Raw genomic sequence first — 12163 nt, 5'->3', positions numbered from 1 at the left:
GACCCGGTCCGTTCGCGGCCTCGCCGCCAGGCGAGGCCGGCCCGTGGAGGACCAGCGCGATGCCGCCCAGCGCCCCGCCCGCCTCACCCAACGTCGCCCGGCGCAGCGCGACATGGCGGCGCGAGGTCGGCATCACCCGCGCCTCGATGGCCCGTTGAACGTGCCGGGTCAACGCCTCGCCGGCCCGCGCCAACTCGCCGCCCAGCACGACGAGTCCGGGCCCGACGACCTGGCAGGCCGCCGCCAGCACGGCGCCGACGCGCTCGCCGACCTCCGCCAACACCGCCCGCGCGGCGACGACTTCGGGGCCTTCGCCGGTGGAGCCGGCCGCGTCGAGCAGCCGGTCGAGATCCGGGGCGGGGCCGCCGGCCTCGGCGTGGAACGCCGCCAGCACCGCGCCCAGCGAGGCCACCGTCTCCAGGCAGCCGACGCCGCCGCACTCGCAGGCACGGCCGCCCGGCTCGACCACGACATGCCCGAACTCGCCGGAGAGGCCGCGCGGGCCCCGGTGGAGCGCGCCGCCCACGACCAGGCCGCCGCCGACGCCGTGGGAGAGCCGCAGATAGAGCACGTCCGGCGCGCCGGCGCCCGCGCCCCAGGTGGCCTCGGCGAGGGCGGCGAGCCGGGTGTTGTTGTCGACCAGAACCGGCACCCCGAAGCGTTCGCGCAGCAGCGCGACCGGCTCCAACTCGCTCTCGCCGGCGTCCTGTTGGGAGACCGGGCCGACCAGGCCGATCCCGATGGCGTCCAACGCGTCCAGCCGCAGGGCGCCGCCAGCCAGGGAGCCGATCAACCGTTCGGCCAGCGCGACCCGTTCCGCCCAGGGCAGCCGCGCCGGGTGCGGGGCGCTGGCGGAGCCGATCGGCTCGTGCGCGACGTTGACCGCCGCGACATGGACCGCCCGGCGAGCGAAGTCGACGCCGACGGCCAGCCCGGCGTCGGGGTTGAGGCTGAGCGTCTCCACCGGCCGCCCGCGCCGCCGCTCCCCCGCCCCCGGCGGGGCGGCGACCACGGCGCCGCGCGCGACCAGGCTGCCCACGATGTCGTAGAGCGTGGTGCGGGAGAGCCCGCTGTGGCGTCCGAGAGCGGCCCGGGTCAACGGCCCGTGGCGGCGCAGCAGTTCCAGCACCGACCGTTCGTGACCCGCCCGCAGCCTGGTCAGCGGGGTGTCCTGTGGGTTCATGCCGGACAGCCTGCGGCGGCCGAATATTTACGTCAACGGTCCGGAAAAAAGCTGGAACACGGCGCCATACGCCGTTCACACACCCCCGCGAGGCCCGCCGCGCGCGACCCGTGGGAGAGTTGGCCGAGAGCGACGAACGGGGGCCGTTCATAACATTCCGGCAACGGGGCCACGGTCGCAACGCGGCGTTCACAGACGGGCGTTCGGGCGGTGTCCCGGCGGTCGTTCAGTCGGCAGGCGCGAAGTCGGTGAACTCGACGCAGGAGTCCTGTCCCTCGTAGGACGGGTCGTCGCCCTCGCCCGGCCGGTCCAGGAAGTGCACGCTGGCCGGGCGGCCCTCGTCCGGGCCGCTTTCGACATAGGCGATGTCCACCCGGTCGTAGGCGCCGTCCTCCCGCACGCCGAGCGCGGCGGCGTGCTCCTCGGCGATGGTGGGCGCGCCCTCGTCCCAGGACATCCCGCGCGCGACCTCGTCGAGCGGCTCGTTCGCGACGGTCTCGCCGTCCTCCACGGTGATCGTCCAGGAGCCGGCGGACTCCCCGCCGCAGGGGCCCTCGTAGGAGGCCCAGGTGTAGGTGTAGTCGGCGGGTTCGTCCCAACCGGTCGCCGGCGCCCCGGTGTTCGCCGCCGGCGCCCCTTCCTCGGCCGCCCCGCAGCCGGCCAGCAGCGACGCCCCGACGGCGGCGCCCAGCGCCCAGGCCGCGCCCCTCGTGCCCGTTCTTCGTCTCATGGACCTGGGACGTCCCCGGCCGGGCGCCGGTTCCCTCCCACCAACCGGACGCCCGACGGCGGCAGTTGGGCCGTCACCGGCCGGGCGACACGGTCCCGCCCAACGCGGGACGCGGTCCAACGAACTTCCCGCCGGCGTGGCGCGACGAGGGCCGCACCGCAGCCCAACAGCCCCGGGGTCAACGGGCGCTGGGCGTCCGCAGGGATCGCCAGAACTCCACCAGGGCCGCGGCGGTCCGCTCGGGCGCGTGCACGTTCGGCGAGTGTCCACCGTCCGGCACCGTGACCAGTCGCGCGCCCAACGCGTGTGCCATCCGCGCGACGCCCTCCGCGGGCCAGGTGAGATCGGGACTCCCGGAGACGACGGCCACCGGGGTGTCCAGCTCGGCCAACTCCGCGCTGCGGTCGGGCTCTTCGAGGAGCTGTTCGGCGGCGGCCCGCACCTGCGCGGGGTCGTTGGCCAGCCACCGGGTGCGGGAGAAGTCCCGCACCTCGGGGGGAACGTGGGCTGGCCCGTCGGACGCGTCGTTCCCCAGGAAGGGCCAGATGTCAGCGAGCGTCATGGAGTCGAGGGCCGCGAGCAGCAGCCGCAGCCGGTCCCGCTGGGCGGGCGCCACGGCGCCGGGGCCGAAGTTCATCAGCGTCAGGGACCGCCAGAGCGCGGCGTCGCCCCGGGTGCGCAGCAGCGCCGCCCTGGCGATGAGCCCGCCATAGGAATGCCCCAGCAGATGCACCGGCCCGCCCCCCAGGGACTCCGCCAACGCGACCAGATCCCCGGCGAGTTGGTCGAGGGCGTACGAATCGGGCGACGCGGACGGGCCGGACCGGTGGAGCCGCGCCGTCTCGTACTGGCCGCGACCGTCGATGGCCACCGCGCGGAGTCCCGCCCGGCTCAGGGGCGCGAGCAGGGGCAGGAAGTCCTCCTTGCTGCCCATGAATCCGGGCACCAGGAGCACGGTTCCCGCACACCGGTCGGGCGTTGCCGGCCGGGCATCGACGGCCGCGAAGTCACCGCGCGCGGTGACCAGGGGACCCACCCGCGCCCCGACCGGCACGTCGAGGGTCAGTAGCTGACTCATGGGCCGAGAGCTTAGCCACGGCGTCACCGGCCCCGAGGCCGAAGCGGCAGGTCATCCACCTATGGAGTGCCGGTTCGGCCGCCAGTACCCCTGGACGTGGAAGGCGCGGGCGACGGTGCCTGCCCAGCGTCCCTCACGTGCCAGCCGCCGAGAATTCCGACGACCCGCAGAAACCGACTCTCATCGTTTCGCTGCCCCTGTCGGCGCCCCTCCCAGGCCAGTGTGGAATGCCCGTACAGCCGTGTGGTCAGCGCGTTGATATCGCCTTCCACCTCCCGCAGATACAGACCGAGGCGTTGTATTCCTTTGTTGCTGTTGTGGAGATAGGTGACGCCTCCGACCAGGACGAGGGCGACGACGGCGAACCGCCACCACCGCAGATCTCCCGCGAGCGTCACGCCGATCGCGGTCAGGAGAGCCGCGAAGCCTGCCATCTGCTGTCGGGCACTGATGCGCTGGGTGATCTCGCCCCGAAGCGACTCGTACTCCTTCATGCGTAAGCCGATGATCTCCCTGAGGCGCTCTTCCTCTTCCACGATCGCATTCCCCTTCTTCCCCTTTACCGTCCGCCCTCGTTCCCAAGGAAACCAGCGATGTGGGGTGATCGGAGTCAACTTGAGCTGGATTTGCGCTTCGCGGCCTTTCACCCTTCCCGCCGGCCGCCGGCGGCGCGCGGGGAGTGCCCCGGACGCCGGGGCGCCCTCCCGTCCGTGCGGAGCGCACCCCCGTGCGTACGGCGAGCGACGCGCTCGCGGGTCCACCCCGGAGGGCTCTCGCGGGTGCGTCCCGGGGGCTCCCACGGGTCAACCCCCGGAGGGCCTCCGCGAGGGAAATCACAGGTCAGAGCGGGTGTACGTTCGTACACCCGAGGTGTAGTGTCGGGCGCGTGACGGACTACTTCGAGGGTGATGACCGCAGCAATCTGGAGCGGATGCTCGCCGGGGACTTCTATGTCGCCGACGACCCCAGAATCCTGGCGGCCCAGCAGCGTGCGGTCCGTCTGGCCGGGGAGTACGCCACTGCCTACGCCACCGACATCGAGGGCGCCCAGTCGATCGTCAGGGAGCTGGTCGGCTCCCTGGGCGCGGACGCCCATATTCGGCCACCGCTGTTCGTCGACTACGGGAGTTACCTCTCCGTCGGCGACCGCACCTTCATCAACTACAACCTGACCGCCCTGGACGTCGCCCCGATCACCATCGGCGCCGACTGCCAGCTCGGGCCCAACGTTCAACTCCTCACTCCCATCCACCCGTTGGAGCCGCAGCCGCGTCGCGACAAGCTGGAGGCGGCCAAGCCGATCACCATCGGGGACAACGTGTGGCTGGGTGGCGGGGCGATCGTCCTGCCCGGGGTCACCATCGGGGACAATTCGGTGATCGGCGCCGGCGCTGTGGTCACCCGGGACATTCCGGCCAATGTGCTCGCCCTCGGCAGCCCCGCCCGCGTGATCAGGTCGCTGTGATCCGTCCCCGCGTGCCACCCGAGCCCCGACCGTGACGGCGACGACGCCGTTCGGACGGCACGACCCGGACCGCCGTGACCGCATCGTGCGCGCGGCCCTCGACGTGATCGCCGAGTCCGGCGTCGCCGGAACCTCGCACCGCAAGGTCGCGGCGCGGGCCGGGGTGCCGCTGGGATCGATGACGTACCACTTCGACGGCATGGACGCCTTACTGCGGGAGGCGTTCACCAGCTTCGCCGACACGGTGGTGGCCCTGTTCGAGGAGCGGCTCGGCGCGGCCCGGAACGTCGACGAGGCCAGGGAGGCCGTGGCCGACCTGGTCCACCACCTCTCCCGAGGGGACGCGGGCAACCAGCGGGCGGTCGTGCTGACCCACGAGCTGTACACGCTGGCGGCGCGGAAGCCGGCCTTCCGGGAGCTGACCCGGGAGTGGATGCGCCGCAGCCGGGTGGCGCTGGAGTGGCACTTCGATCCGGCCACCGCACGGCAGTTGGACGCGTTGATCGAGGGGCTGGCCATCCATCGGGCGCTGGAGACCGAGCCGCACGACCGGGCGCTGACGGTGGAGGCGATCGCCCGGATCACCGCGCGGGCCGAGCGGCCGGGCCCGACCGGAGCCGACCCGGGCCCGACCGGTTCCGGCGAGGCCGCAGCGCGCTGACCGCAGCGCGCGCCCCCATCGAACTCCCACACCACTCGACACCCCTCACACCGCCCCACACCACTCCAGAGCGCCCGGCGCACCACCACGCGCCCTCACACACCCCCACACGCCCGCACACAACCCCCGTACGCCCCAGCACGCCCGGAAAGAGAGCCATGTCCTCCCTCACCGCCACCGACCGCCCGGTCAGGGCGCGTTGCGCGGTCGCCGCGCTGTTCTTCACCAACGGTTTCCTCTTCGCCAACGTGGTCCCCCGCTACCCGGAGATCAAGTCCGGTCTCGACCTGTCCAACGCGGCGCTGGGCACCGCGATCGCGGCCATGCCGCTGGGCGCGCTGATGCTCGGTCTCGCGGCCAGCCCGTTGATCAAGCGGTACGGCTCGGCCCGCACGGCGGTGGTCAGCCAGCTGCTGATGGGGTTCAACATCCTGCTGGTCGGCACGGCGCCGAACTTCGCCGTGCTCTGCCTGGGCCTCTTCCTGGCCGGCAGCCTGGACGCGATCACGGACGTCGCGATGAACGCCCACGGCCTGCGCGTTCAGCGGCGCTACGGGCGTTCGATCCTCAACTCCTTCCACGGCCTGTGGAGCGTGGGCGCGGTGGTCGGCGGGATAGCCGGCGCCGGCGCGGCCCAGCTCGGGCTGTCGCTGGCGGTTCATCTCGCGATCGTGGGCGCCCTGGCGGTGGGCTCGGCGCTGACCTCGTCCCGGTTCCTGCTGCCCGGGCCCGAGGACGCGGAGCGCGCGCCCGCCGCCGAGACGAACGGGGCGAACGGGGCGGACGGGGCGAACGGTTCCGACGGGTCGCGGGCGGCGGCCGGCCGGCGGAGCTGGCTGCGGCGGCCGGTGCTGATGGCGTTCGCGCTGCTGGGCCTGATGACGGCGGCAACGGCCGTGATCGAGGACGCCCCGGCGTCCTGGGGCTCCAACTACCTCCAGAACGAACTGGGTTCGAGCCCGTTCATCGGCGGGATGGCGTTCATGGCGCTCCAGGGGACGCAGACCGTCGCCCGGCTCCTGGGCGACCGGGTGGTGCACCGGCTCGGCGACCGGACCACGGCCAGGATCGGGGGCCTGCTGGTGCTGGTCGGCATGGGCGTGGCGCTGCTGTGGCCCTCGGTGCCGACGACGGTGCTGGGCTTCGGGCTGTGCGGGATCGGGATAGCGACGATCATTCCGGCCGCGTTTCATGCGGCGGACGAGATTCCCGGGCTGTGGCCGGGTGCGGGCATCACGGTGGCGGCGTTCCTGCTGCGGGTCGGGTTCCTGGTGTCGCCGCCGGTGATCGGGCTGATCGCGGACGCGGAGTCGATCCGGCTGGGCCTGGTGCTGGTTCCCGTGGCGGGGCTGGCGCTCCTGGCGACCTCCGGCATCCTCGACACCCGCCACGTGGACGCCGACACCCGCAGCACGGACGCCGACACGCCCTGAGCCCCGGCCGGGTCACACCAGCGGCGGGCGGCCGGCCCTGGTGAGGCGGCGGACCGTGTGCCAACTCATCGGCGCCCGGCGGCCGTAGTCGCCGCGCCAGCCCTCGGCGAAGCCCTGGAACGACACCCTCAGCGCGTGGCCGCGCGTCCGGGCGAGGGTGAGCAGCAGCCAGCTGGCCAGGTTCAACGGGACCAGCACCCGGGGCAGGTTGCGGCGGGCGAGCCAGACCCGGTTGCGGGCGGTGAGGCGGTAGAACCCGTCGTGCCGCGCCGGGCTGGTCGCCGGGTGGTGGACGACGACCTCCGGCGTGTAGCGGCCGGTGTAGCCGTGGTCCCACAGCCGCCAGGCGAGGTCGATGCCCTCGTGGAAGAGGAAGAAGTGGCCCGGCCAGCCGCCGACCTCCTCGAACGCGGAGCGCCGCACCAGCACCACGCCCTCGGCCATCACGGTGGCGACCCCGCCGCGCCCCGGGTCGGAGGAGCGCAGCCGGGGCACCCAGCGGCGGAGCGTGGTGCCGTCGGGGTCGGCGATCCTCGGCTGGACATAGGCGAGTTCGGGGTCGGCGCGCAGGGCGGCGGCGAGCCGGGCGAGGGCGTCGACGGTGGGCAGCACCGCGTCGTTGTCGAAGAACACCAGGTACTCGCCGGCGACATGGCGCGCGCCCACGTTGCGGCCCTCGGGGATGCCGACGTTCTCCGGCAGGGAGACGGTGCGCAGCCCGTCCGGGACGCCCTCGGGGACGCAGCCGTTGCCGACCACCACGATGTCCAGTTCCACGCCGCGCTGGGCTCGCAGCGAGGCCAGCGCCTCGGCCATCTCGCGCGGGCGGTCGTTCATGGTCAACACCACGACCCCGACGGTGGGTCGGTCGTGCGGTCGAGGGTCGCTCACATCCATCAACCGATGCCTCCCGTCGCGCGCGCCACCGCGCGTACGTCTGCCGTTCACCACCCCGTCGGCCTGGGGATGCCCCACCTTAGAACGTTTCGGGGGGCGTTCCGGTCGTTCCGACCCAACACCCGCAGACATAGGGTCACTTGCTCGGGGGTTCACGCAACCCGAGATCCGGTACAACGCCTCCACCTGGTGTTTCGCCATGGGCTCCGCACACCCCATGGACAGCGCACCGCGCGGGGTCTATAAAACGATCCCATGTCTGGGTCGCATCCCGCGCGGCCCTCCCCCACTCCCGCGTTCACTCCCCCACCGTCTCGCCCCACCGCCGTCACGTCCTCAGCGCCGCGCCCCGTGGGAGCGGCGCGCGGCGCGCGGCTCGTCGGCGCTGGAACGCCGCGCGCCCCGCCGCCCTCGGGGACGCGCCCGTCCGAAGGAGAAGAGAACGACGTGAAGCTCCGTACCACCAGGCTGGCCGGCATCCTCGTGCTGTCCGCCGCGCTGCTGACCGCCTGCGCCGACGACACGGGCGGCGGCGGGGGCGCGGACGGGAGCACCATCGGCGTGGACTACCCGAGGTCGGACACCGACTTCTGGAACTCCTACATCGACTATGTGCCCCGCTACGCCGAGGAACTCGGCCTCGACACGAAGACGACCAACTCCGGCAACGACGTGGCCACGCTCGCCTCCAACGTGCAGACCCTCGTCAGCCAGGGCGTGGACGGGGTGGCCATCGCGCCGCAGGACACGGCGGCGGTCGCGCCCGTGCTCCAGACCCTCGCCGAGCGGGACATCCCGGTGGTCACCGTGGACACCCGGCCCGATGAGGGGGAGGTGTTCATGGTGGTGCGGGCCGACAACCGCGCCTACGGGGAGCAGGCCTGCCACTATCTGGGCACCCAACTCGACGGCGCGGGCAAGGTCGTGATGCTCCAGGGCGACCTCGCCTCGATCAACGGCCGGGACCGCACCGAGGCGTTCAACGCGTGCATGGCCGCCCACTACCCGGACATCGAGGTCTTCGGCGAGGCCACCAACTGGGACGCGGCGACGGCCGCGCAGAGGCTCCAGACCACGCTCACCGCGCACCCGGATGTGCGCGGCGTGTACATGCAGGCCAGCTTCGCGCTCTCCGGCACCCTCCAGGTGCTGGACCAGCTGAACATGGCGGTGCCGCCGGACGATCCGGAACACGTCTTCGTGGTCTCCAACGACGGCATCCCGCAGGAACTCCAGCTGATCGGCGAGGGCCGGATCGACGCCACCGTCTCCCAGCCCGCCGACCTCTACGCCGAACACGCGCTGCGCTATCTGCGGGCGGCGCTGGAGGGCGAGACCTTCGAGCCGGGGCCGACCGACCACGGCAGCGAGATCGTCGAGGTGCGCGAGGGCGTGCTGGAGGACCAGCTGCCGGCCCCGCTGGTGACCAGGGACGGCGGCACCTACGGCGGGGTGGAGAGCCTGCCGTACGACGACGACTCGCTCTGGGGCAACAACGCCAACTGACGCCGGCCGGCGGCCGGTTGACCGAGTTTTCGCGGCAACTGCGACGAGAGGGGCCCGAGGGTGGAGAACGCGCGGACCGGCGGCACCGGGCCGTCGGCTGAGGCGCCGCCGGCGGTGCGGGCGGTCGGGGTGACCAGGCGCTATGGCTCGACGGTGGCGCTGGACCGGGCCGGGATCAGCGTCGCCGCCGGCGAGACGCACGCCCTGGTCGGGCGGAACGGGGCCGGGAAGTCGACGCTGGTGTCGATCCTGACCGGCCTGGTCCGCCCGGATGAGGGCGAGATCAGCTTCCACGGCCGGCCGGCGCCCCGGCTGGCCGACCGGGAGGCGTGGCGGGGCCGGGTCGCCTGCGTCTACCAGAAGTCCACGGTCATCCCCGGCCTGACCGTGGCCGAGAACCTCTTTCCGCACCGGCAGCCGACGAACCGGCTCGGCCTGGTCGACTGGCGGGCGCTGCGCCGGCGGGCGCGGGCGCTGCTGGACGAGTGGGGCGTGGCGGCGGACGTGCGCGCGCTGGCCGGCGAACTCACCGTCGAGCAGCGGCAGTTCGTGGAGATCGCCCGCGCGCTGTCGGGCGGTGCGCGGCTGATCGTGCTGGACGAGCCGACGGCGCAGCTGGACGCGGCGGCGATCGGCCGGCTCTTCGCGCGGATTCGGGAGCTGCGCGAGCGCGGAGTGACGTTCCTGTTCATCAGTCACCACCTCCAGGAGGTCTACGACCTCTGCGACACGGTGACGGTGTTCCGGGACGCCCGGCACGTCCTGACCGCGCCGGTGGCGGAGGTGCCCAAGCACGAGCTGGTGGCCGCGATGACCGGCGAGGAGGTCGCCGCGCCCACCGGCCACCTGCGGGAACGCTCCGGCGGCCCGCCGGCCGACGCGCGGCCGGTGCTGACCGTCGATCGGCTCGGCCTGGCAGACCGTTACACGGGGCTGTCGTTCACGGTGCGCGCCGGGGAGATCGTGGGGTTGGCGGGCGCCGCGAGCAGCGGCCGGATCGAGGTGGCGGAGACCCTCTCCGGTCTGCGGGCGGCCGACGTCGGAACGATCGAGGTGAACGGGCGGCGGCCCCGACCCGGGGATGTGCCGGCCGCGTTGGCCGCCGGCGTCGGGTTCGTTCCGGAGGACCGCCACCGGCAGGGTCTCGTTCCGGACATGACGATCGCGGACAACGCCACCCTGACCGTTCCCGATCGGTTGGGTCCGAGGGGGCTGATCGATGTGCGGCAGCGGGACGCGCTGGCCCGGGAGATGATCGGCCAGCTCGCGATCAAGACCCCGGGCCCCGGGCTGCCGGTCTCCGGCCTGTCCGGCGGCAACCAGCAGAAGGTCGTGATGGCCAGGGCCCTGGCCAACCGGCCCCGGCTGCTGGTGCTGATCAACCCGACGGCCGGGGTGGACGTGCGGTCCAAGGACTTTCTGCTGGGCAAGGCCGAGGAGGTGGCCGCCGAGGGCACCGGCGTGCTGATCGCCTCCGACGAACTGGACGATCTGGCGCTCTGCGACCGGGTGTTGGTGATGTTCCGGGGCCGGCTGGTCGCGGAGTTCACCGCCGGTTGGACGGACAACGAACTGGTCACCGCCATGGAAGGGGTGCACGTCAATGCCTGAGCCCGTGGCCTCCGGGCCCGCGGCGTCCGAGCCCGTCGCGCCGGGACCCGCGCTCGCCGTCGCCGGCGCGGAGCCTCCGCCCGCCCCGGCCGGCGGGGGGCCGCCCCGGCTGCTCGGTGGCCGGATACCGATGGCCAGGCTGCGGGAGTTCGCGCTGGTGCCGGCCATCGTGGCGGTGGCGGTCGCCGGGTGGATCGTGGACCCGGTCTTCGTTCAACGCCAGAACCTGATCAACATCCTTCAGACCATGTCCGAGATCGCCCTGCTGGTGCTGGCGCAGGCACTGGTGTTGATCGTGCGGAAGATGGATCTGTCGCTGGAGTCGACCATGGGGCTGGCCCCCGGGGTCGCCGCCTGGCTCACCGTCAGCGAGGCCGGACAGGGCCTCGACCTGCTGCCCGGGGCGTTCGCCGTGCCGGTCACCCTGGCCGTCGGGGTGGCGATCGGGCTGGTCAACGCGCTGCTGATCGTCCGCTTCGGGCTGAGCGGGTTCATCGTCACGCTGGGCATGTTGATCATGTTGCGCGGCACCCTGACCGGGATCTCCGGCGGCCAGACGTTCTTCCAACTGCCGCGTTCCATGAGCTACTTGGGGACCACCCAGTGGCTCGGGCTGCCCGTCTCCGTCTGGCTCTGCCTGACCCTGTTCGCCGTCGGGATCGCGGTGCTCGGCTACACCAGCTTCGGCCGTTCCCTCTACGCCATCGGCGGCAACGAGGACGCCGCCCGGGCCGCCGGCATCCGCACCCACCGCACGGTCGCCGTCGTGCTGGTGGTCGCCGGTCTGCTGGCCGCGCTCGGCGGCCTGCTGCTCTCCGGCCGGCTCGGCTCGGTGGCGGCGGCGCAGGGCGACGGCGCGATCTTCACCGTCTTCGCCGCCGCCGTCATCGGCGGCGTCAGCCTCTCCGGCGGCCGGGGCAGCCTCTTCGGCGCGTTCACCGGCATCCTGCTGCTGTTCATGATCCAAAACGTGCTCACCCTCGGCGGCGTCCCCGCCGAGTGGATCGACGCCCTCAACGGCTCGATCATCCTCCTCGCGCTGGTGATGTCCCGCATCACGACGGGGAAGGCCCAGGACTAGGCCGTGTCCGTCGCGGAAGCGCTGGTAGGCGCCTCCGGGATGCGCCGGCGGGCCAGTTCCCCACTCCGGCGAACGTCTCCTCGCGGGCCGTGCGGCGGAGACAGGCCCCACGACGGCCAGGCCGAGCGGGCCCAGGACGAACGACCCCAGGGCGTCGTAGGAGCTGACTCAGGACAACGCCTCCTGGGGAACGTGCCGTTGCGGCTCGGTGGACCACAGCACCTCGAAGACGTCGCCGCACACGCCGTTGACCCGGGTGGAGACGGCGATCAGCCACACCGGGGCGCCGAGGGCCAGCAGCAGGAACGGCGGCACGAAGCCGAAGGTGGCGTAGGTGGCCGTCCGCATCGGGAACCGTGGCCTGATCCGCAGGGCCACCAGCCCGCCGACGACGAACCCCACGGCCTGGGCGGTCACGATCAGCGACCAGGCGGCGGCGCCGCCGAGCCGGTCGTCGGCCAGCCGCCGGGGCGCGGCGCCCCGAACGCGCCGAGCGCGTCCCCCGCGCCGGCCGCGCG

General features: G+C 73.1%; 11 protein-coding genes and 1 pseudogene. 6 read left to right on the top strand and 6 right to left on the bottom strand.

The window, feature by feature from the left end; genetic code table 11:
* The 4 genes from EBN88_RS24415 to EBN88_RS24400 form a co-directional block, all read right to left on the bottom strand.
* On the bottom strand, positions 1-1183 hold a 1183-nt coding region (locus EBN88_RS24415), incomplete at its 3' end, for an ROK family transcriptional regulator (RefSeq protein WP_147472828.1).
* Positions 1184-1409: 226 nt separating this feature from the next.
* Positions 1410-1913 carry a hypothetical protein gene (locus EBN88_RS24410; RefSeq protein ID WP_122399225.1) on the bottom strand — a complete coding sequence of 168 codons (504 nt, stop codon included), beginning with the start codon at positions 1911-1913 and terminating at the stop codon, positions 1410-1412.
* Positions 1914-2091: 178 nt separating this feature from the next.
* On the bottom strand, positions 2092-2991 hold the full coding sequence (locus tag EBN88_RS24405; protein WP_122399224.1) for an alpha/beta fold hydrolase: 900 nt from the start codon (positions 2989-2991) through the stop codon (positions 2092-2094).
* 59 nt (positions 2992-3050) lie between these two features.
* Positions 3051-3527: a hypothetical protein gene (locus tag EBN88_RS24400; RefSeq protein ID WP_122399223.1), complete on the bottom strand. Its 477-nt coding sequence runs from the start codon at positions 3525-3527 to the stop codon at positions 3051-3053.
* 350 nt (positions 3528-3877) lie between these two features.
* On the opposite strand from EBN88_RS24400, the gene EBN88_RS24395 reads away from it, so the two are divergent.
* From EBN88_RS24395 to EBN88_RS24385, 3 genes are all read left to right on the top strand, one after another.
* Entirely contained in the window at positions 3878-4456 is a 579-nt protein-coding gene (locus EBN88_RS24395; protein ID WP_122399222.1) for a sugar O-acetyltransferase, read from the top strand.
* Positions 4457-4487: 31 nt separating this feature from the next.
* On the top strand, positions 4488-5117 hold the full coding sequence (locus tag EBN88_RS24390; protein ID WP_122399221.1) for a TetR/AcrR family transcriptional regulator: 630 nt from the start codon (positions 4488-4490) through the stop codon (positions 5115-5117).
* Between the two features lie 158 nt (positions 5118-5275).
* Positions 5276-6550 carry an MFS transporter gene (locus EBN88_RS24385; RefSeq protein ID WP_122399220.1) on the top strand — a complete coding sequence of 425 codons (1275 nt, stop codon included), beginning with the start codon at positions 5276-5278 and terminating at the stop codon, positions 6548-6550.
* A gap of 12 nt (positions 6551-6562) precedes the next feature.
* Here EBN88_RS24385 and EBN88_RS24380 read toward each other — a convergent pair whose 3' ends face one another.
* The gene (locus EBN88_RS24380) at positions 6563-7447 is read right to left on the bottom strand and encodes a glycosyltransferase family 2 protein (protein WP_122399219.1); all 885 of its coding nucleotides are present in this window, start codon (positions 7445-7447) and stop codon (positions 6563-6565) included.
* A 447-nt stretch (positions 7448-7894) separates the two neighbouring features.
* Between EBN88_RS24380 and EBN88_RS24375 the strand changes: the two genes are divergently transcribed.
* Genes EBN88_RS24375 through EBN88_RS24365 form a run of 3 tightly spaced genes read left to right on the top strand, consistent with a single transcriptional unit; the run spans position 7895 to position 11645 of the window.
* The gene (locus EBN88_RS24375) at positions 7895-8953 is read left to right on the top strand and encodes a sugar ABC transporter substrate-binding protein (RefSeq protein ID WP_233580907.1); all 1059 of its coding nucleotides are present in this window, start codon (positions 7895-7897) and stop codon (positions 8951-8953) included.
* Between the two features lie 60 nt (positions 8954-9013).
* Complete coding sequence (locus EBN88_RS24370) at positions 9014-10564, top strand: sugar ABC transporter ATP-binding protein (RefSeq protein ID WP_122399217.1); 1551 nt, start codon at positions 9014-9016, stop codon at positions 10562-10564.
* On the top strand, positions 10557-11645 hold the full coding sequence (locus EBN88_RS24365; RefSeq protein WP_122399216.1) for an ABC transporter permease: 1089 nt from the start codon (positions 10557-10559) through the stop codon (positions 11643-11645). Before EBN88_RS24370 ends, EBN88_RS24365 begins: the two co-directional genes overlap by 8 nt.
* Positions 11646-11813: 168 nt before the next feature.
* On the opposite strand, the pseudogene EBN88_RS30800 reads toward EBN88_RS24365, so the two are convergent.
* A pseudogene (locus EBN88_RS30800) lies at positions 11814-12163 on the bottom strand (hypothetical protein); the annotation flags it as partial.

Origin of the sequence: Streptomyces triticirhizae, assembly GCF_003696235.1 — a bacterium.
In the GTDB taxonomy this organism is placed as follows: Bacteria; Actinomycetota; Actinomycetes; order Streptomycetales; family Streptomycetaceae; genus Streptomyces; species Streptomyces triticirhizae.
The sequence above is the reverse complement of the archived record's forward strand: the minus strand, read 5'-3'. Positions and strand labels throughout refer to the sequence as shown.